This is a genomic window from Streptomyces sp. CB02056, from assembly GCF_001905545.1.
Lineage (GTDB): Bacteria > Actinomycetota > Actinomycetes > Streptomycetales > Streptomycetaceae > Kitasatospora.
This window is the reverse complement of sequence record NZ_LIPD01000014.1, coordinates 1-18834: the sequence shown is the minus strand read 5'-3', so window position 1 is coordinate 18834 and position 18834 is coordinate 1. Positions and strand designations below refer to the sequence as shown.

Annotated in this window: 19 protein-coding genes and 1 riboswitch; of the genes, 6 read left to right on the top strand and 13 right to left on the bottom strand. The window is 73.8% G+C overall.

Going from position 1 to position 18834, the window contains the following annotated elements; translation table 11 throughout:
* Positions 1-2: 2 nt before the first annotated feature.
* From AMK13_RS31905 to AMK13_RS31855, 11 genes are all read right to left on the bottom strand, one after another.
* Positions 3-989: an NAD-dependent epimerase/dehydratase family protein gene (locus AMK13_RS31905; protein ID WP_074005166.1), complete on the bottom strand. Its 987-nt coding sequence runs from the start codon at positions 987-989 to the stop codon at positions 3-5.
* A 133-nt stretch (positions 990-1122) separates the two neighbouring features.
* Positions 1123-2169, bottom strand: a complete 1047-nt coding sequence (locus AMK13_RS31900; protein WP_049651345.1) for a hemolysin family protein — start codon at positions 2167-2169, stop codon at positions 1123-1125.
* Entirely contained in the window at positions 2166-3509 is a 1344-nt protein-coding gene (locus tag AMK13_RS31895; protein ID WP_049651344.1) for a hemolysin family protein, read from the bottom strand. Before AMK13_RS31895 ends, AMK13_RS31900 begins: the two co-directional genes overlap by 4 nt.
* Before the next feature lie 321 nt (positions 3510-3830).
* Positions 3831-4271, bottom strand: coding sequence for a PH domain-containing protein (locus AMK13_RS31890; RefSeq protein WP_049651343.1), 441 nt, complete (start codon positions 4269-4271; stop codon positions 3831-3833).
* A gap of 108 nt (positions 4272-4379) precedes the next feature.
* On the bottom strand, positions 4380-5228 hold the full coding sequence (hisG, locus tag AMK13_RS31885) for an ATP phosphoribosyltransferase (protein WP_049651342.1): 849 nt from the start codon (positions 5226-5228) through the stop codon (positions 4380-4382).
* A gap of 57 nt (positions 5229-5285) precedes the next feature.
* Positions 5286-5558, bottom strand: a complete 273-nt coding sequence (locus AMK13_RS31880) for a phosphoribosyl-ATP diphosphatase (protein WP_049651341.1) — start codon at positions 5556-5558, stop codon at positions 5286-5288.
* Positions 5559-5670: 112 nt separating this feature from the next.
* Entirely contained in the window at positions 5671-6144 is a 474-nt protein-coding gene (ribH, locus tag AMK13_RS31875; protein ID WP_049651340.1) for a 6,7-dimethyl-8-ribityllumazine synthase, read from the bottom strand.
* Between the two features lie 48 nt (positions 6145-6192).
* On the bottom strand, positions 6193-7476 hold the full coding sequence (locus tag AMK13_RS31870) for a bifunctional 3,4-dihydroxy-2-butanone-4-phosphate synthase/GTP cyclohydrolase II (RefSeq protein ID WP_049651350.1): 1284 nt from the start codon (positions 7474-7476) through the stop codon (positions 6193-6195).
* A gap of 5 nt (positions 7477-7481) precedes the next feature.
* Entirely contained in the window at positions 7482-8129 is a 648-nt protein-coding gene (locus AMK13_RS31865; protein ID WP_049651339.1) for a nicotinamide mononucleotide transporter family protein, read from the bottom strand.
* Positions 8126-8872 (bottom strand): riboflavin synthase, encoded by a 747-nt coding sequence (locus AMK13_RS31860; RefSeq protein ID WP_079272681.1) that lies wholly within the window; start codon positions 8870-8872, stop codon positions 8126-8128. Before AMK13_RS31860 ends, AMK13_RS31865 begins: the two co-directional genes overlap by 4 nt.
* Before the next feature lie 222 nt (positions 8873-9094).
* Positions 9095-9222: riboswitch (FMN riboswitch) on the bottom strand.
* 202 nt (positions 9223-9424) lie between these two features.
* The gene (locus AMK13_RS31855; protein ID WP_049651338.1) at positions 9425-9772 is read right to left on the bottom strand and encodes an antibiotic biosynthesis monooxygenase family protein; all 348 of its coding nucleotides are present in this window, start codon (positions 9770-9772) and stop codon (positions 9425-9427) included.
* Between the two features lie 195 nt (positions 9773-9967).
* Between AMK13_RS31855 and AMK13_RS31850 the strand changes: the two genes are divergently transcribed.
* On the top strand, positions 9968-10672 hold the full coding sequence (locus AMK13_RS31850) for an MSMEG_1061 family FMN-dependent PPOX-type flavoprotein (protein ID WP_079272680.1): 705 nt from the start codon (positions 9968-9970) through the stop codon (positions 10670-10672).
* 234 nt (positions 10673-10906) lie between these two features.
* Here AMK13_RS31850 and AMK13_RS31845 read toward each other — a convergent pair whose 3' ends face one another.
* Positions 10907-11095, bottom strand: a complete 189-nt coding sequence (locus tag AMK13_RS31845; RefSeq protein ID WP_049651337.1) for a YegP family protein — start codon at positions 11093-11095, stop codon at positions 10907-10909.
* Between the two features lie 183 nt (positions 11096-11278).
* On the opposite strand from AMK13_RS31845, the gene AMK13_RS31840 reads away from it, so the two are divergent.
* The 4 genes from AMK13_RS31840 (at position 11279) to AMK13_RS31820 (ending at position 15523) form a co-directional block, all read left to right on the top strand.
* Positions 11279-11692 (top strand): HIT family protein, encoded by a 414-nt coding sequence (locus AMK13_RS31840; protein ID WP_074005165.1) that lies wholly within the window; start codon positions 11279-11281, stop codon positions 11690-11692.
* Between the two features lie 177 nt (positions 11693-11869).
* A complete protein-coding gene (locus AMK13_RS31835; protein WP_074005164.1) occupies positions 11870-12934 on the top strand; it encodes a serine hydrolase domain-containing protein in 1065 nt (354 codons plus the stop codon).
* A 498-nt stretch (positions 12935-13432) separates the two neighbouring features.
* On the top strand, positions 13433-14173 hold the full coding sequence (locus AMK13_RS31825; RefSeq protein ID WP_198959478.1) for a hypothetical protein: 741 nt from the start codon (positions 13433-13435) through the stop codon (positions 14171-14173).
* Between the two features lie 159 nt (positions 14174-14332).
* Positions 14333-15523 carry an alpha/beta hydrolase family protein gene (locus AMK13_RS31820; RefSeq protein ID WP_074005161.1) on the top strand — a complete coding sequence of 397 codons (1191 nt, stop codon included), beginning with the start codon at positions 14333-14335 and terminating at the stop codon, positions 15521-15523.
* A gap of 106 nt (positions 15524-15629) precedes the next feature.
* Here the strand turns inward: AMK13_RS31820 and AMK13_RS31815 are convergent, their stop codons facing one another.
* A complete protein-coding gene (locus AMK13_RS31815; RefSeq protein WP_074005160.1) occupies positions 15630-16175 on the bottom strand; it encodes a winged helix-turn-helix transcriptional regulator in 546 nt (181 codons plus the stop codon).
* A 122-nt stretch (positions 16176-16297) separates the two neighbouring features.
* On the opposite strand from AMK13_RS31815, the gene AMK13_RS31810 reads away from it, so the two are divergent.
* The gene (locus AMK13_RS31810; protein ID WP_074005159.1) at positions 16298-17761 is read left to right on the top strand and encodes an MFS transporter; all 1464 of its coding nucleotides are present in this window, start codon (positions 16298-16300) and stop codon (positions 17759-17761) included.
* The last annotated feature ends 1073 nt before the right edge of the window (positions 17762-18834 follow it).

Sequence of the window (18834 nt, the reverse complement as noted above, 5' to 3'; positions counted from 1 at the left end):
GCTCAGCCCCTGAGGAGCGCGGCCTCCCGCTCCCGGTCCAGCCCGACCCTGACCCGGTCGCTCCGCTGCGGCGCGCTGCCGCCGATGGACCGCAGCCAGGCCCAGGTGGACTCGACGGTCTCGGCGACCGGGCGGCAGCGCAGCCCGGCGCCGAGCACGCGCTCGACCGAGCCGGTGTGCAGGAAGTCGTACAGCTCGCCGGGCGCCAGCCAGATCGGCAGCTCGGTCCACGGCTCGACGCCCGCCGCGAGGATCCGCTCCGGGTCCGTCCAGCGCAGTTCGGCGTCCGAGCCGGTGGCCCGTACGCAGGCCTCCAGCAGCTCGCCCATGGTGGCGTGGCCGGACGGGCCGACCAGGTTGTACGGGCCGCCGAGCCGGGCCGCCGAGGCGTCCAGGAGCCAGGCCGCGAGGTCGCGCACGTCGATGTACTGGAGGGCCAGGTCGCGCGGCCCGGGGGCGAGCACCGGGCCGCCCTCGGCGATCCGGTTGAGCCACCAGGGCAGCCGGCCGATGTCCTCGTGCGGGCCGATGATCAGCCCGGCCCGGGCCAGTAGCGCCCGCCCGCCGAACTCCGCCTCCAGCGCCAGCTCCGCGCCGCGCTTGGCCTCGGCGTAGGGCACCTCGCCGGTGAGGTCCGGGGAGGAGGCGACCACCGGCGCGGCCTCGCCGGCCCCGGCCACCAGCGGGTGGTCGTACACCGACCGGCTGGAGACGTAGGCGTAGTGGCCGACCCGGCCGTTCAGGAGGCGGGCGCTGTCGCGCACCGCCGCGGGAGCCCAGGACCAGGTGTCCACCACCGCGTCCCACTCCCCCGTGCCGAGCGCCGCGAGGCCGTCCGGCGCGGTGCGGTCGCCCGTCAGCACCCGGACGCCCCCGGGCGCGGGCTGCGTGCCGCGGTTGAGGGCCGTCACCTCCCAGCCCCTGGCCAGCGCCTCCTCGGCGACGACCCGTCCGACGAACCCGGTTCCACCCAGCAGGAGAAGTCTCATGCCGACCACCCTGCTACCAGGGTGGCCGGCATGGGAACGGGTGCATGCTCAGGGCAGAATCGCCAGGAGCGGACACGCCGTCGGCGAAAGCCGGAACTCCGGAACTCTCCGGGGAGGCGCCGGCCGACGGGCGTCAGGCCGTGGCGCGGTGGTCCGGGTCGTGCATCTCGCCGACCAGCTCCTCCAGCACGTCCTCCAGCATGACCACGCCGAGCGTGCGCCCGTCCTGGTCCAGCACGGCGGCCAGGTGGCAGGTGGCCCGGCGCATCGCGCCGAGGGCGTCGTCCAGCGGGAGGCTGCCGCGCAGCACCGTGATCGGCCGCCACAGGCGGGCCGGGACGGGTGCCGAGGGGTCGTCCACGTCGAGGATGTCCTTGAGGTGGACGTAGCCGAGGTAGCCGTGGCCGGCCGGGTCGCCGTCGGTGACCGGGAAGCGCGAGAAGCCGGTGCGCAGCGCCAGCTCCTCGACCTCGGCGGCGGTCGCCTTGGTGTCCACGGTGACCAGCTGCTCGGGCTTGAGCAGCACCTCGGTGACCGGGCGGCGGCCCAGCTCCAGGGCGTCCTCCAGGCGCTCCTGGCGGCTCTCGTCGAGCAGCCCGGCGTCCCGGGAGTCCGCCAGCAGGTACATCAGCTGCTCGGTGGTGAAGACCGACTCGACCTCGTCCTTGGCGTCCACCCGGAACAGCTTCAGGATGCCGTTGGCGGAGGCGTTCAGCGCCCGGATCACCGGGGCGAGCCAGCGGGCCAGCCGGTCCAGCGGCGGGCCGAGCCAGAGCGCGGCCTTCTCCGGGCCCGCCATGGCCATGTTCTTCGGCACCATCTCGCCGAACACCATGTGCAGGAAGACCACGAGGGCGAGCGAGATACCGAACGAGAGCGGGTGCATCAGGCCGGACGGGACGCCGATCGCGTGGAACGGGCCCTCCAGCAGCGAGGCGATGGTCGGCTCGGCGAGGGCGCCGAGGCCCAGCGAGCAGACCGTGATGCCGAGCTGGGCGGCGGCCAGCATCGCCGAGACGTTGGACAGCGCGTGCAGCACGGTGCGGGCGCGCTTGTGCCCGGCCTCGGCGAGCGGCTCGATCTGGCTGCGGCGCACCGACACCACGGCGAACTCGGCGCCGACGAAGAAGGCGTTGCCGAGCAGGAGCAGCAGCGCGACGGCCAGTTGCAGGGCGGTCATCGGCCCTCCTCCCGGTCCTCGTCGAAGCGCGCGGGCGCGGTGGTGCGCTCCACCCGGACCTCGGTGGTGCGGTGGCGGTCGACACCGGTCACGGTGAACCGCCAACCGGGCAGCTCGGCCTGCTCGCCCACCTCGGGGAGCTTGCCGAGCAGGTCGGCGACCAGGCCGGCCAGGGTCTCGTACGGACCGTCCGGGGCGTTCAGGCCGATCCGCTCCAGCTGGTCGATCCGGGCGCGGCCGTCGGCCTCCCAGACCGGCAGGCCGTTGACCGGCGGCAGCGGGAACAGCTCGGGGTGGTCGTCGGGGTCGTGCTCGTCCTGCACCTCGCCGACGATCTCCTCGACGATGTCCTCGACGGTGACGACGCCGGCGGTGCCGCCGTACTCGTCGACCACGATGGCCATCGGCTGGAGGCGGCGCAGCTGGTCGAGCAGCCGCTCGGCGGGCAGCGTCTCGGGCACCAGCAGCGGCGGCGAGGCCAGCTCGGCGACCCGCACCAGGCCGCGCCGGGCGGCCGGGACGGCCAGGGCGTCCTTGAGCGTGACGATGCCGGTGACCTCGTCCAGGCTGTCGGTGTGCACCGGGAAGCGGGACAGGCCGGTGGCCCGGGTCAGGTTGATGACGTCGGAGGCGGTGGCGTCGCGCTGGAGCGCGGCCACGTCGACGCGCGGGGTCATCACGGACTCGGCGGTCAGCTCGCTCAGCGCGAGGGTGCGGACGAACAGGGTCGCCGACTCCTCGTCTATCGCGCCGGCCTTGGCCGAGTGACGGGCCAGCGAGACCAGCTCGTCGGGGGTGCGGGCGTGCCCCAGCTCCTCCTGCGGCTCGACGCCGAAGGCCCGTACGGTCCGGTCGGCGGTGCCGTTGAGGAAGCTGATCAGCGGGCGGCAGACCCGGGAGAAGGCCATGTGCGGGGCGGCGACCGCGCGGGCCACCTGGAGCGGGCGGGAGATCGCCCAGTTCTTCGGCACCAGCTCGCCGATCACCATCTGGACGACGGTGGCCAGCACCATGCCGACGATCACGGAGACGCCGCGGGCGGCCGAGTCGGGCACGCCGATGCCGGTCATGACGGGTGCGAGCAGGGTCGACAGGGCCGGCTCGGCGAGCATGCCGACCACCAGCGAGGTGACGGTGATGCCGAGCTGGGCGCCGGAGAGCTCGAAGGAGAGGTGCCGCAGGGCCCCGGCGACGCGGCGGGACTTGGCGTCGCCCGTCTCCGCGGAGCGTTCCACCTCACCGCGCTCGACGGTCACGAAGGCGAACTCGGCAGCCACGAAGAGGCCGTTGGCGAGGATCAGGAGAACGGCTGCGAGCAACAGCAGCCAGGCGGTGATCACAGTGCCGCCTGCCTTCCGGGGAGCGGAAGCGAGGCGGCGCAGGTACTACCGGACGGATCGTCCATCGAGGGGGAGTGTCACTCCTCTGGTCGGGTTCGGGCACTCGATTTTCGGGCAGGGCGAACTTTGCCCTGCTTTTACCAGCGTAGACCATACCCGGATGGGCGTAGGAAGCCCGTTCGGCCCGCCGGGGGCGGGGAACCCCAGGTGGGGGGACGTCCGCCCGGGTGCGGGCCGGGGCGCGGGCTCAGGCCCGGCGCAGGCCTTCAGGCCCGGGAGCGGGCTCAGGCCCGGTGCAGGCTTTCAGGCCCTAGAGCGGGCTCAGGCCTGGGCGTGGTGCTCGACCAGGTCGCGCAGCGCCCGGGCGTCCGCGATCGCCTGGTCCTTGCCGACGCCGGACTGGATGCCGACCGCGGCGAGCGAGGTGCCGTCGGCGAGGTCGAGGGTGGCCCACGGGTCGCCCTGGCGGAAGTTGACCCGGACGATCTCGGCCCAGGCCAGCCGGCGCCGGCGGACGAAGTTGACCACCGTCACGCCCTCCGCGTCGGCGCTCACCTTGGGGCGGGCCAGCATCAGGCCGACGCCGGCGAACAGCAGGCCGCTGGCCGTCATCATGATCCGGTCGTTGAGCTGCCAGTTCTCCGGGAGCAGCACGGCCATCGCGGAGAACAGCACCACCATCAGCACGCAGACCGGCAGCAGTACGGCGCGGGTGCGGCGCGGAGCCCAGGTGACGGGGAACTGGACGGACGGCGTGGACACGTGGGTTCTCCGGGGGTGGTTCTGGGGGCGGCAGCACGGCGGGGCGGGGACGCCGACCGGCGTCCCCGCCCCATTGAACCGTTCTTTACCCGCGCTCGGGCGGGCGGGTCAGAGGCGGCAGGCGTGGATGTTGGTGACCAGGATGGCCCGGGCGCCGATGCCCCAGAGGTCGTCCATGATCTGCTGGGCCTCCTTGCGGAGCACCATCGACCGGACCGCGACCCAGCCCTCGGTGTGCAGCGGCGAGACGGTCGGCGACTCCAGGCCCGGGGTGAGCGCGACGGCCGCGCCGACCTTCTCGGCGCGGATGTCGTAGTCCATCAGCACGTAGCGGCGGGCCACCAGCACGCCCTGGAGGCGGCGCAGGAACTGCTCCACCCGGGTGTCCTCGCCCGCGCCCTTGGGCCGGATCACCACGGAGTCGGAGACCAGGATCGGCTCGCCGAACACCTCCAGGCCGGCGTTGCGCAGGCTGGTGCCGGTCTCCACCACGTCGGCGATCACGTCGGCGACGCCCAGCTGCACCGCGGTCTCGACCGCGCCGTCCAGCTTGGTGACCGTCGCCTTCACGCCGTGGTCGGCCAGGTGCTGCTCGACCAGGCCGGTGTACGAGGTGGCGATCCGCAGGCCCTCCAGGCCCTTGACGTCCTCGACGTCCACGCCCTCGGGGCGCGCGAAGCGGAAGGTCGACCCGGCGAAGCCGAGGGCGAGCACCTCCTCGGCGTTGGAGTGCGAGTCCAGCAGCAGGTCGCGGCCGGTGATCCCGACGTCGAGGCGGCCGGAGCCCACGTACACCGCGATGTCGCGCGGGCGGAGGAAGAAGAACTCCACCTCGTTGTTCGGGTCGACGAGGACGAGCTCCTTGGGGTCCTTCCGCTGGCGGTAGCCGGCCTCATGGAGCATCTCCGCCGCGGGACCCGAGAGCGAACCCTTGTTGGGGACGGCGATGCGCAGCATGGGAGGTTGCTTCCTTACCTGTTCGGAGGATGGGGGTGCTCGGGAGAGCGGGGGTGTCTAGAGGTACTTGTAGACGTCGTCGAGCGTCAGTCCGCGGGCGATCATCATCACCTGGAGGTGGTAGAGGAGCTGCGAGATCTCCTCCGCCGTCTGCTCGTCCGTCTGGAACTCGGCGGCCATCCAGACCTCGGCGGCCTCCTCGACGACCTTCTTGCCGATCGCATGGACGCCCTGCTGGACGAGCTGCGCGGTACGGGAGGACGAGGGGTCGCCGGTGGCGGCCTTCTGCTGGAGCTCGGCGTAGAGCTCCTCGAATGTCTTCGAAGCCATGATGGGGCCACCTTACGGCGTGCGGGCGGACGGACGGTAAACGGTCCCGGAGCGTGGACAGTCGGCTGGACGTCCGCGCTCCGGGACCGGACGGACCGGGTGCGGCCCCGTGTCAGAGCGCGGCGCGCAGCGCCACGACGGTGGCGACGGCGGCGGTGACGGCCTCGTGGCCCTTGTCCTCGGCGGAGCCGGGCAGGCCGGCGCGGTCGATCGCCTGCTCCTCGTTGTCGCAGGTCAGCACGCCGAAGCCGACCGGGACGCCGGTGTCCACGCTGACCTGGGTGAGGCCGCTGGTGGCCGCCTGGCAGACGTAGTCGAAGTGCGGGGTCCCGCCGCGGATCACCACGCCGAGGGCCACCACGGCGTCGTAGCCGCGCTCGGCGAGGCGCTTGGCGGCGACCGGCAGCTCGAAGGTGCCGGGCACCCGCAGCACGGTCGGCTCGGCGACGCCCAGCTCCTTGAGCGCGCGGTGCGCGCCGTCCAGCAGGCCGTTCATCACCGTGTCGTGCCACTGGGCGGCGACGACGGCGACCTTGAGGCCGGCGGCGCCGTCGATGGTCAGCTCGGGGGCTCCGTGACCGCTCATGTTCTCTTCCGTTCTCTGGTGTCGTCGCTGGTTCTGAGGTGTGCGGCTTCAGGAGCCGAGGCCGGGCAGGTCGTGGCCCATCCGGTCGCGCTTGGTGCGCAGGTAGCGCAGGTTGTGCTCGCCGGGCGCGATCTCGACCGCTTCGCGCCCCTTGACCTTGAGCCCGTGCTCGGTGAGCGCGGTCAGCTTCTGCGGGTTGTTGGTGAGCAGGGTGAGCGAGCGGACGCCGAGGTCCACCAGCATCTGGGCCGCGATGCTGTAGTCGCGGGCGTCGGCGGGCAGGCCGAGGTCCAGGTTGGCGTCGACGGTGTCCCGCCCCCGCTCCTGCAGCTCGTACGCGCGCAGCTTGTGGGCCAGGCCGATCCCCCGCCCCTCGTGGCCGCGCAGGTACAGCACCACGCCGCGCCCGGCCTCGGCGACCCGCCGCAGCGAGGCCTCCAGCTGCGGGCCGCAGTCGCAGCGCAGCGAGCCGAAGACGTCACCGGTCAGGCACTCGGAGTGGACCCGCACCAGGACGTCCTCGCCGTCCGGCAGCCGCCCCTCCGCGTCCAGGCCGCCGGCCACCAGCGCGAGGTGCTCGACGCCGTCGATGGTCCCCCGGTAGCCGACGGCGGTGAACTCCCCGTGCACGGTGGGCAGGCCGGTGGCGGCGGCCCGGTCGACGTGCAGCTCGGTACGGCGGCGGTAGGCGATCAGGTCCTCGATGGAGATGATCGCCAGGCCGTGCTCGCGGGCGAAGGCGACCAGCTCGGGCAGCCGGGCCATGGTGCCGTCGTCGTTGACCACCTCGGCGATCGCGCCGGCCGGCGGCAGCCCGGCGAGCCGGGCCAGGTCGACGGCGGCCTCGGTGTGGCCGGGGCGGACCAGCACGCCGCCCTCGACGGCGCGCAGCGGGAAGACGTGCCCGGGGCGGGTGAGGTCGCCGGGCTCGGTGCCGGGCGAGGAGAGCAGCCGCACGGTGCGGGCGCGGTCGGCGGCGGAGATGCCGGTGTCGACCCCCTCCCGGGCGTCCACCGAGACGGTGTACGCGGTGCCCTTGCGGTCCTCGTTGACCTGGGTCATCGGCGGGAGCTTGAGGCGGTCCAGCTCCTCGCCGGTCATCGGGGCGCAGATCACGCCGGAGCTGTAGCGGACGGTGAAGGCCATCAGCTCGGCGGTCGCGGCGGACGCGGCGAAGACGATGTCGCCCTCGTTCTCGCGGTCCTCGTCGTCGACCACGACCACGGCGCGGCCGAGCGCGATGTCGGCGATCGCCCGCTCGACCGGGTCGAGGACGAGCTCGGGGTCGGAGTCGGGCCCGGTGGCCCCGTTGCTGGACTGGTTCTCGGTCATCTCGGTCATACCGTGGCTCCCTGCGGGACGGTGGCGGACTTGGCGCGCGGCTCACGGGTGCTCAGCCACCAGGACCGCAGGCCGAGCAGCACCAGGACGAAGTAGACGGAGTAGGTGAGGCCGGAGAAGGTGTAGCCGCTGTTGAAGGCGAACGGCACGCCGACCGCGTCGACCGCGATCCAGGCGAACCAGAACTCCACCCAGCCGCGGGCCTGGGCGACCATCGCGGCCAGCGTGCCGACGAAGACGTAGGCGTCCGACCAGGGGCTCCAGGACAGGCTGGGGTAGGACGTGAAGAGCAGGGCGAGCGCGACCGTGCCGGCCGCCGTACCCGCCGCCAGCGCGATCCGCTCGCGCCAACTCGCGAACCGTACGGCGATCGTGCCGCCCTCGCGGCGGCCCCGCTGCCACTGCGCCCAGCCCCAGGCGGCGGTGACGATCACGATCAGCTGCTTGCCGATCAGGCCGGGGACGTGGCCGCCGAGGTAGGCCGCGATCAGCACCGCGCCGGACAGCAGCTGGACCGGCCAGCTCCAGACCGAGCGGCGCCAGCCGAGCGCGAGCCCGCCGAGGCCGAGGATGTTGCCGAACATGTCGGCCCACTTGACGTGTTCGCCGAGGACGGTGAACGCCTCGCCGCTGAGCCAGCTCACTCGGACTCCCCCGGGGTTCCGTCGACCGGCAGGCCGGACGGGGTGGACAGGCTGGAAAGGTCGGACGGGTGGGGCGGGTTGGAAAGGTTCGGCAGGTTCGGGAAGTCGGGCAGGGTGCGGGACTCCAGGAGGCGCTCGACGTACTTCGCGAGCACGTCCACCTCGAGGTTGACGCCCTCCCCGACGGCCTTGGCGCCGAGCGTGGTCAGCGCGAGGGTGGTCGGGATGAGACTGACGGTGAAGCTGTCCGCAGCCGCCTCCACCACGGTGAGGCTGACGCCGTCGACCGTGATCGAGCCCTTCTCCACCAGGTAGCGGGAGATCGTGCCGGGCAGCGAGAACCGCAGCACCTCCCAGCGCAGCTCGCCCGCCGCGTCGCGCTCGCCCGGCTCGCGGCTCAACAGCCGCCCGGTGGCGTCGACATGGCCCTGGACGAGGTGGCCGCCCAGCCGGGCGCCGAGCGCCATGGCGCGCTCCAGATTGACCCGCGAGCCGGGCGCCAGCTCGCCGAGGCTGGAGCGGTGCAGCGTCTCGGCCATCACGTCGGCGCTGAACTCACCGGTGCCGGCGGCCAGTTCCTCCGGGCTGTCGACGACGGTCAGGCACACGCCGTTGACCGCGATGGAGTCGCCGTGCCGAGCACCCGTACAGACCACCGGGCCGCGCAGGCGGATCCGCGAGGAGTCGCCGATCTCCTCGATCGACACGACCTCGCCGAGCTCTTCGATGATGCCGGTGAACACCCGGGTTCTCCTCGCGCTTGGGGCGCGGACTCCGGGGCGGCATGGGAGATGACACGGACGGGCACCGGCGCACGGACCCGGGACACACCCGTCGCCGGGGATGTCGAGGCCACCGGGAGATCGCTCGCCCGGCACGGGAGACACCGCTCCCGTCGTTCACCTGACCGGGGCCGGGAGGCAGTCTCCTGCCAGTGGACCCACGGGTACTGCTCTTCGTCCGCCCGCGCACGCCTCCCATCCGGACTTTAACCGTCGGTCCAGGAATTTCACCTGGTCAACCGGCCGCTGGCTGCGGACGGGTCGCGGACTGTAACCGCCGGTTCGGATTTTCACCGACCCCGGAGTGCGCTGAACGTCACTGCTTGATGCCGTCATTGTGCCACGGTCGGCGCAAGGGCAGGGAGGGCCTCCGGCTGTGGTCTGTTTCACGGGCTTGCGGGGAATGCGCGGCGGGGTGCTACCGCGGCTCCGCCGGGGGGCGAGCGTACGTTGGAGGGCCATGTGCGCGGGGGTGCGCGTGTTCGGCGGGCCATGCGCTCGGAGGGCCGCGGCTCAGAGGGCCGCGGGGGCGGTGATCGACGTGAAGTGGGTGACCTCCGGCGGGTGGGCGAGGTAGCTCAGCTCGCCCTCCGACCAGACCGGCCGGATCCGCCACATCGGCCCCGCGTACCCGCGCAGCGCCTCCTCGTCGCGCCAGCGGCTCAGCACCAGCACCCGGTGCCCGTCCTCGGACACCGAGCGCAGCAGCTCGCCGCCGAGGCAGCCGTCGGTCCGCCCGAGCTGCGGGATCACCTGGGCGGCCAGGTGCGCGCAGAACTCCTCGATGCGACCGGCCGAGACCTGCCCGGCCCAGATCCTGACGATCACGACCACCACCTCCGGCTGCGGCTGGCGTCCCACGCCCGGGCATCCCTCGCCCGGGCGCGCTGACCACTGACCCGGCGGTCCCCGCCCGGCGAGCCCCGAGCCAGTGGTCCCTGGCCCCCATTATGAGCGGAAAACCGCTGGTGGGGAGGGGTGGAGCCGGAATTTCACGGAGGGTTGCCGGGGCCCGGGGAACGGGGTGCGCCGAGCGGCCTCGGCTACATTCCCGGTATGACGACCACACCGGAATCTGTCGTTTCGTCAACCACCGCAACCACCGCGCCGAACCGGCCGGGCAGCCTGTTCGACGCCCTCCACGCGGGCGCGCTCAGCGATCCCGCCCAGCTGCGCGAGATCTACGAGCAGCCCGGCGACCAGGCGCGCCGCAAGCAGGTCGACCACCTGCACGAGGTCGCCCAGCGCCTGATCGCCTGCTCCCCGCTGGTCTTCGTGGCCAGCGCGGACGCCGCCGGGCGCTGCGACGTCTCCCCGCGCGGCGGGCCGGCCGGGCTGGTCTCGGTGCTCGACGAGTACACCCTGGCCATTCCGGACGCCACCGGCAACAAGCGCTTGGACACCCTGCACAACATCCTGGAGACCGGCCGGGTCGGGCTGCTCTTCGTCGTCCCCGGCCGGGACGCCACCCTGCGGGTCAACGGGCGGGCCTGCGTCTCGACCGACCCGGAGCTGCTGCGGCAGCTGACCGCCGTCGGCAAGCCGCCGCGCAGCGCCATCGTGGTCGCCGTCGAGGAGGTGTACGGGCACTGCCCGAAGGCCTTCCTGCGCTCCTCGGCGTGGAAGCCGGAGAACTGGCTCGCCAAGGACGAGCAGCCGAGCTCGGCGGAGGTCACGCTCTCGCACCTGCGGGACGAGTCGCTGACCGTGGAGATGATCGAGCAAATCGAGCGGGAGGCGCTGCTGTACCGGTACGAGTGAGGCAGCGGGGACTTCTCCGCTCGGGGTCCCCGTCTCGCTGTGAGTGTCCGGCGGTCGGTTTGGCGGGTGCCCGGCGAGATGCTCGGCGAGGTGCCCGGCGGCCGGCCCGGTGGGTCGGGCGCCGGGCCGCGCCCCCGGCCTGAGCCTCGGGGCTCCGGCTGCCCCGTGGCTCAAGCCGCCTCGGGTTCGGGCGGCGGTTGGCTCAGGCCGCCTCGGGTTCGGGCGGCGGTGGGCTCAGGCCGCCTTGGGAAGGTCCACCACGGGCGCGCCGTCGGCGGCCCGCTGGACCGCCTCGACGCCCTTGTGGGCCGCGTCCTTGCTGGCGTAGCCCTGGCCGGTGGCGACGATCTCGCCGTTGCCCGCCTTGAGCCGGAACCGGTACTTGCCACCGGCGTCCTGATAGACCTCGAACTTGCCCGACATCGGGGCCACCTCCTCGCGGGGCCTCCTCGTGGAGCGCTCGATGCGCCCGCTGTCCGGCCCCCGGCGCCACCGTGCGCCCGGCACCGCCCCGGCCGCACCCGGGCGGCAGCCGGACGGGTGATGCCGGGCCCACCGGGGTTTGCGGAGGTGCCGGGGCGGCGGGCCGGTGGTTTGAATGGACGGATGGACTGCGTCTTCTGTGCGGTGGTGGCGGGCGAGGAGCCGGCGCACCGGGTGCTGGACGACGAGGTGGCGGTGGCCTTCCTGGACCGCCGACCGCTGTTCCCCGGGCACGTCCTGGTCGTGCCGCGCGCCCACCACCCGACGCTGGCCGACCTGCCCGCCGCCGAGGTCGGGCCGTTCTTCCTGCGGGTGCAGCGGGTGGCGGGGGCCGTCGAGCGCGGGCTGGGCGCGGCGGGCAGTTTCGTGGCGGCGAACAACCGGATCAGCCAGTCGGTGCCGCACCTGCACGTCCACGTGGTGCCGCGCAATCCGAAGGACGGGCTGCGCGGGTTCTTCTGGCCCCGGCGGCGGTATCCGGACGAGGCGGGGGCGGCGGAGGTCGCGGCCCGGCTGCGGGAGGCGCTGGAGGAGTGACGGGGGCGGGGCTCCGGCTCCGTGCCCTGCCGTGGGGATCGCGCGGGGGGTCGGTTGGGGGTCGGCGGAGGTCGGCTGGGGGCCGATTGGGGTCGTACCTCCGCAGGAGCATCGGCGGGGTCGATATCGTTTTCCGGGCGGACGATCCGGCCGAACGGGGCGCCTAGGCTCGCGAGCATGAACGAACTCGCCTGTCTCGTGCAGCAGACGGCCGACCGGCTCGCGGGCCGACACGTCGGCGCGGTGGTCGCCGGGCTGGCCGGCGACGACGTGGAGATCCGGGGTGCCGGGCGGACCGGTCCGGGCGGTGGGATACCCGGGCCGCACACGCTGTTCGACATAGGCTCCGTCACCAAGGTGTTCACCTCGCTCGTGCTCGCACGGCTGGCGCTCGACGGCGCGGTCCGGCTGGACGAGCCGCTCGCCGAGGTGCTCACGGGGGCCTCGGGCGGTCGGGCCGTCGTCCCGGCCAGGGGCGCGCAGCCGATCACCCTGCGGCACCTCGCCACTCACACCTCGGGGCTCCCCCGGCTGCCCCGGGGCATGCTGGCGCAGTCACTGCTGTCCCCCAACAAGCCCGATCCGTACGCCGGTTGCACCACCGAGCGGGTGCTCGACGGGCTCGCGCGGACGCGGCTGCGGACCGCGCCCGGGCGCGGCTTCCGCTACTCCAACCTCGGCGCGGGGCTGCTCGGCCTGGCCCTCGCGCAGCGGTCCGGCGTCGGGTACGAGGAGTTGGTGGCGCGCGAGGTCTGCGCACCGCTGGGCCTGGTGGACACCTGCGTGCGGTCGGACGAGGAGCAGTCCGCGCGGCTGGCGCACGGGCACACGCCGGGCGGCCGCCCGGTGCCGCACTGGAGCTTCGGGGCCGTGCCCGGCATGGGCGGGCTCCGGTCGACCGCCGCCGACCTGGTGGTGTTCCTGCGGGCCCAACTCGCCGCCGGGCGCGAGCCGGAGGCGCCGCTGTCGGCCGCGATCGCCCTCACCCGGGAGACCCGCCACCGGGTCAACCCCTTCGCCTGGACGCACCTGGGCTGGCTCGGGCACCGGCTGCACACCCAGCAGGGCGGGCACCTCCAGATCTGGCACAACGGGGGCACCGGCGGGTTCCGTTCGTTCGTGGCCTTCGACCCGGAGAAGCGGGTCGGCGCCGTGGTGCTGGCCAACACCCGCCGGTCGGTCGATCCGGCGGGCACGGCGCTGCTGCGCGGGCTGCAGATCGGGTTCGCGACGACGGGGTGAGGGCGGTGACGGGGGTTCCGGCGGTGACGGGGGGGGATTTCGATCGGAATGTGCCGATCGGCACTGTCGGCGGGCGCGGTGAGGAGTCGATCCTGGGCATCCGATGGTTGCGGCCCTCCCGAGGGGTTGCCGCGGAGCGGAGGGAGCTCGGCATGACGGTGGTGCGGGCGCCCGGGCGGGCGTTGCGGCCCCGCCCGGGGGCACCTGGGCCGTTCGTCCCCACCCCCATGGCGGGCGGCTTGGGCCGGGGCGCGATGATGGCGGGGCCGAACCAGGCCAAAAGGTGCTGATTGGCACTGTCGCCGGGGGCGGCGCGCGGTCGATGCTGGGGTTCTGGAAGTCGCGGTTCCGTTGGGGGAGCCCTCCGACTGAGCCGAGTGAAAGGGGGCCGACGTGGCGGTGACGTGGTCGCCGACGCGGGTGCGGTCGGCGGGTGCGACCGGTTCTGCCGACCTGGCCGCTTCTGCCGGTGCGGCCGGCGTGGCTGGTGCGGCCGGCGTGGCCGATGTGGCCGGCGCTGCCGGTCGACTGGGCCCGGTGCTGCGGGTGCACAGACGGTTCCGGCCGCTGTCCTGGCCGGCGCGGGTGTGGCTGCACTCCTGCGGGGTGGCCGTCTCCGTGGTGGTCTGTCTGGCGCTCGGCGAGTGGTGGCCCGCGCCCGTACTGGCCGCCGCCGCGGTGGTGGCGGTGAGCGGGTACGAGCGGCTGCGGCCCACACCTGGGCTGCGCTCCGTACGGGTCCACGAGGGCGGGCTGGTGCTGGTCTCGGCCGGCGGCGGCGAGGAGCCGCTGCCCTGGCGCGCGATGGAGGCCACCGAGTACTCCCCGGGAGGGCCGCACGGGGAGTACGAGCACGGGCGAATATGGCCGGCGGGCGCGGACGAGCCGCTGGTGCTGGCACACCTGGGCGGGCTGGGCAGGCTGTTCCGGGAGCTGGAGGAGCGTCTCTCCCCCGGGCTCCGGGCCGCCCTGCACGAGACGCTGCGCGCGGAGGGGAGCGTCCGCTTCGTCCGGGGGCGACTGACGGTGACGGCCGGCGGGCTGGTGCACCGGCCGCCGCACCCGCTCGCCGCGACGGAGGCCTACCGGTGGCCGGAGGTGCACTCGGCCCGGGCCTCCGCCCTCGGCGAGCTGGAGGTCCGGACGCACTCGGCCGGTCTCCCGCTCACCTTCCCGGTGCCCAACGCCCGTGCGGCCGCAGGCTTCCTGGAGGACCTCCGGACGGCCTCCACCGGCTGACGGCCCGCCCGGGCCGAGCAGCCCCGGTGCAGGTTCCCGCAGGTTCGCACAGGCCCGCCCGGGCCCGCCCCCTAGGGGGCGCCACAGTGCCTTCCGGAAGGGATCAGTACGCCGCTGAGTGGACGTCAGTTCCGTGGCGGGCGGCCTACGGTCGCTGACATGAGCCGACTCCGTACGACCGCCGCCGCTGCGGCCCTGCTGCTCGCGCTGCCGCTGTCCGTCGCCGCCGCCGCGCCGGCCCTGGCGGCCGCGCCCGCCGACTCCGCCACCGCTCCCGCGAACCCGACCACCCGGGCCGCCGCCCAGGTCGAACTCCCCCGCCCGACCGGGCCGTACGCGGTCGGGCAGGAGGTCCTGCACCTCGTGGACCAGAACCGTCCGGACCCGTGGGTGCCCGCCGCCGGTCCGCGCCAGCTGATGGTCTCGATGTACTACCCCGCGCACGCCGGGACGGGCACCCCCGCCCCGTACATGACGCCCGCCGCGGCCCGCGCGCTGCTGGACGGGAAGCTGCCGGGCAACACCATCCCGACCGAGGCGGTGTCCGGCACCCGGACGTGGGCGGAGTCCGGGGCCCGCCCCCAGGGCGGCCACTACCCGCTGGTGGTCCTGTCGCCCGGCTTCACCATGCCGCGTGCCACACTCAGCAGCCTCGCCGAGGACCTGACCAGCCGCGGCTACGTCGTCGCGCTGGTCGACCACACCTACGAGAACACCGGGACCACCTTCCCCGACGGCCGGACGCTCCCCTGCGAGGTGTGCGGGACGCTGAGGACCCAGGAGGCCTGGGAGGCCCTGGACGCGAGCCGGGCGAAGGACGTCTCCTTCGTCATCGACCAGTTGACCGACCGCCCGCACCCGGCCTGGCGCTACGCCCGGCTGATCGATCGCGACCGGATCGCCATGGCCGGACACTCCGCCGGTGGCGCCGCCACCGTCCCGGCCCTGCTCACCGACGACCGGCTCCGGGCCGGGGTCGACCTGGACGGCACCATGGACTACCTGGTGCCCGAGTCCGGCATCAAGGGCAAGCCGTACCTGATGATCGGCCACCCGCTGCCCGGCGGCGGCGAGGACGAGAGCTGGCTCAGGAGCTGGCCCCGGCTGGACGGCTGGAAGCGCTGGCTGACCGTCGACGGCACCGACCACGGCAGCTTCACCGACTTCCCGCTCTTCTTCGACGGGCTCGGCCTCCCCAAGGGCCCGGACACCACCATCGGCAGCCAGCGGGCCGTCGCCCTCACCCGGCAGTACGTCGGGGCGTTCTTCGACCTCCAGCTGAAGGGCGTCCCGCAGCCGCTGCTCGACGGGCCGAGCGCCGCCAACCCGGAGGTGCGGTTCACCCCCTGACGGCCGTCCCCGAATGACAGCGATTTCCGAGTGACAGCGGTTCCCGGGGCGGGGCCGTCGGCAGCGCGCCGGCGGCCCCGTCGGCGTACGGGCGCTCTGCCTACAGTCAGCCGGGCAGCACCGCCGCCGAGGCGATCGGTTCGAGCAGCGGGTGGGGGCGGACCAGGGCGCGGGAGACCCGGTCCTCGCGGTGGCCGCCGGCCCGGGCGGGGTTGGGGCGCATGACGACCGCGGTCGGCGGGACGGGCCCGCCGCCGCAGGCCGGGCAGACGCCGACGAGGTCGAGGTCGGTGCCGCAGACGGCGTGCGCGAAGAGGTGGTACGGACCCCCCTCGGTGGCGTGCCGGCCGCCCCAGCGACTCAACTGGTAGAGCGGGCCCCAGAGTTCGAGGCCGGCACTGGTCAGCAGGTAGCCGTGGCGCAGCGGCGCCCGCTGGTACGGCTCCTTGCGCAGCACCCCGGCCGCGACCAGGGCGTTGAGGCGCGAGGTGAGGACGGCGCGCGGGATGCCGAGGTGGGCGAGGAAGTCGTTGAAGCGCTGCACACCGTAGAACGCGTCGCGCACGATCAGCAGGCTCCAGCGCTCGCCGACCACCTCCAGGGCGCGGGCCAGCGCGCACTCCTGCAGTTCGTAGTCGGTTCCCAGGGCCATGGGCGTCAGCCTAGTCCACCCCCCTTGTGGGTTCAATGAACAGACCAGCGGTGGTAGCGTGCCGTCCGAGACGAAGGTTCATTCACCAGACCATTAGGGTCCGGCCCTCGGAGGGAACACCCATGCCCCCCGCACCACCTGGCTCCTCACCCGCCTCCTCCCCCACCACCCCCACCACCCCAGGCCCGCGCGTCCGGCCCGGGGCCACGCTGGCGACCACCGCGGCGGCGACCGCCCTGACCACCGTCGCGTACACCGCCCCCACCGCCTCGCTCGCCGCCACCGCCCAGGCCGCCCACCTGGGCGCCTCCGGCCGCACCTGGATCCTCACCGGCACCCTGGTCGGCATCTCGGCGCTGCTGCTCACCGCCGGGAGCGCCGCCGACGACCACGGCCGCAAGCGGGTCTTCACCTTCGGCGTGCTGCTGTTCGCCGCCGCCGAGGCGCTGGCCGCCCTCGCCCCCGGCGGCGCCGTCTACCTGGCCTCCCGGGTACTCCTCGGCGCCGCCTCGGCCGCCGTCCTGGCCCCCGCGCTCGGCCTGATCAGCCACGCCCACCCGCCCGGTCCCGGCCGGATCCGGGCGCTCGGCATCTGGGGCGCGGCGGTCGGGCTGGGCATCGCGATCGGGCCGGTGTACGGCGCCCTGGTCCAGCAGTGGGCCGGATGGCGCGCGGTCAGCGGCGGGATCGCGGTGGCCGCCGCCGTGGTGGCCGGCTGCGCCGCCGGGGTCCTCACCGAGTCACGGGCCGAACGCCCGCGTGCCCTCGACCCGTACGGGGTGCTCACCCTCGCCGCCGGCACCTCCTGCCTGATCGCCGGACTGGCCGAAGGCCGCGGCGGCTGGGGACAGCCCGCCGTGGTGGCGCTGCTGGCGGGCGGGGTGCTGCTGCTGGCGGCGTTCGCCGTGGTCGAGGCGAAGGTCCGGGAGCCGATGCTGGACCTCGCCCTGTTCCGCAGCCCCGGCTTCATCGCGGCCACCGGCGGGGCGCTGTTCACCGGGCTGGCCCTGGTCGGCTTCATGAGCTACCTGCCCACCCTGCTCCAGGGCGTGCTCGGCCTGTCCGGCCCGGCCGCGGCCGGCGTGCTGGCCCTGTGGTCGGGCCTCTCGGTGGTCTCCGCGCTCCAGGCCCGCCACCTGGCCACCCGCCTGCCCGCCACCGCCCAGGTCGCCCTCGGCCTGCTCGTCTGCGGCACCGGCGAGGCCGCGCTGTACGGGCTCACCCCCGGCTCGTCCTGGCTGCGACTGGCCCCGGGGCTCGCCGTCGCGGGCATCGGCAGCGGCATCCTCAACGCGGCGCTCGCCCGGCTCGCGGTCAGCAGCGTCCCCGCACACCGGGCCGCCATGGGCTCCGGCGCCAACAACACCTCCCGCTACCTGGGTTCGGCCCTCGGCGTGGCCCTCACCGTCACCGTCACCGGCTCCCCCCACCCCACCGCCCACACCCTCGCCGCAGGCACCGACCGGGCCACCCTCACCGCCGCCGCCCTCTGCCTCCTCGGCGCCCTCCTCGCCCTCGCCGCCCACACCACCGAATCCCGCACCACCCACCCCACACCAGCCCCGGACCCCACCCCCGTCCCGTGAGCCGCAGCGACCCCCTCCCACCCCCGCGAGACACCAGAAGTCGGGCCAGCCGACTTCCGCCGCGGCAGCTGAAACGGCTCCCCACCTGTGGCAACACAGGCACCGGTTTTGTCGGCCAACGGTTGAGGTTCTGGACGACTTTCCGTGACCCAGAACCCAAATTGAGCCGCTGCCGATGCCATTTGCCGCAACATGTGGCCTGAAGCAGCGAACCCCGGAGCCGCCGGGGCCGATCCAGGCGCCAGCACCGCGCAACCGGTCCGCCCGAACCACCACCCCAAGGCATACGCGGCAGGCCTCCGGACGACCGCGCCGAGGCCGACGGACAATTCGCGAGCAGACCGGGAGCCCACACACGGAAATCCCACCCTCCAAGCGCACGAGAAGTCGGCTCAATCGACTTCCCACGCACACCCAGGCGGAAGGACCCTCCCCGGCTCCGCCGACATCAACCGGGGCTCGCCCGCCTGAAGTGCGAGCCGGACACCAGCGAAGCGGGCCCCCAACCAAACGCCCCGTACTGAATAGCGTCACTGGGCGAGGCGCAAGAAGTCGACTGGGCCGACTTCTCGCGCACACACCGGCTCGGTGCCCTGGCGGAGGCCGGAACGACAGGAACCGCGCTCGGGCAGGAAGCACGGAAAGTCGGCTGGATCGACTTCCCGCGCGCTACTCGCCGGTTCGTCGCGGCAGCGGGGGCCACACCGCCATGGACAACACCTGGGAATGGGGTGCAGGAAGTCGGCGCGGTCGACTTCCTGCGCGCAGCCGGGGTGGGCTGCTTCCGGACGCTCGCGCCGAGGCCAAACAGATAGCGCGGCACAAGCGAAGCAAGCCCTGGCAATACGCTGCCTGGCGAGCAGGGTCACTGGAGCAGGACATGAGAAGTCAGCCAGGCCGACTTCCTGCGCGGGCACCGCTTGGGGGGCGTGCTGGAAGCCTCGCCGGCAGGAACCGCACTCGGACTCGAAGCACGGAAAGTCGGCTGGATGACTCTGCTGGCGAAGTCGGTTGGGTTGGGCGTGGGACAGTAAGTGTGTGCCGGTCGGGGCGGGTTGGCTGTCTGTGGGGGT

Bases quoted from the DNA above. Each gene is read 5' to 3' on its own strand.
- AMK13_RS31815 (WP_074005160.1), bottom strand. From the start codon at position 16,175: ATGGCCCTGGGAACCGACTACGAACTGCAGGAGTGCGCGCTGGCCCGC.
- AMK13_RS31835 (WP_074005164.1), top strand. From the start codon at position 11,870: ATGAACGAACTCGCCTGTCTCGTGCAGCAGACGGCCGACCGGCTCGCG.
- AMK13_RS31840 (WP_074005165.1), top strand. From the start codon at position 11,279: ATGGACTGCGTCTTCTGTGCGGTGGTGGCGGGCGAGGAGCCGGCGCAC.
- AMK13_RS31810 (WP_074005159.1), top strand. From the start codon at position 16,298: ATGCCCCCCGCACCACCTGGCTCCTCACCCGCCTCCTCCCCCACCACC.
- AMK13_RS31905 (WP_074005166.1), bottom strand. From the start codon at position 989: ATGAGACTTCTCCTGCTGGGTGGAACCGGGTTCGTCGGACGGGTCGTC.
- AMK13_RS31820 (WP_074005161.1), top strand. From the start codon at position 14,333: ATGAGCCGACTCCGTACGACCGCCGCCGCTGCGGCCCTGCTGCTCGCG.
- ribH (WP_049651340.1), bottom strand. From the start codon at position 6,144: ATGAGCGGTCACGGAGCCCCCGAGCTGACCATCGACGGCGCCGCCGGC.
- hisG (WP_049651342.1), bottom strand. From the start codon at position 5,228: ATGCTGCGCATCGCCGTCCCCAACAAGGGTTCGCTCTCGGGTCCCGCG.
- AMK13_RS31850 (WP_079272680.1), top strand. From the start codon at position 9,968: ATGACGACCACACCGGAATCTGTCGTTTCGTCAACCACCGCAACCACC.
- AMK13_RS31870 (WP_049651350.1), bottom strand. From the start codon at position 7,476: ATGACCGAGAACCAGTCCAGCAACGGGGCCACCGGGCCCGACTCCGAC.
- AMK13_RS31900 (WP_049651345.1), bottom strand. From the start codon at position 2,169: ATGACCGCCCTGCAACTGGCCGTCGCGCTGCTGCTCCTGCTCGGCAAC.
- AMK13_RS31880 (WP_049651341.1), bottom strand. From the start codon at position 5,558: ATGGCTTCGAAGACATTCGAGGAGCTCTACGCCGAGCTCCAGCAGAAG.
- AMK13_RS31845 (WP_049651337.1), bottom strand. From the start codon at position 11,095: ATGTCGGGCAAGTTCGAGGTCTATCAGGACGCCGGTGGCAAGTACCGG.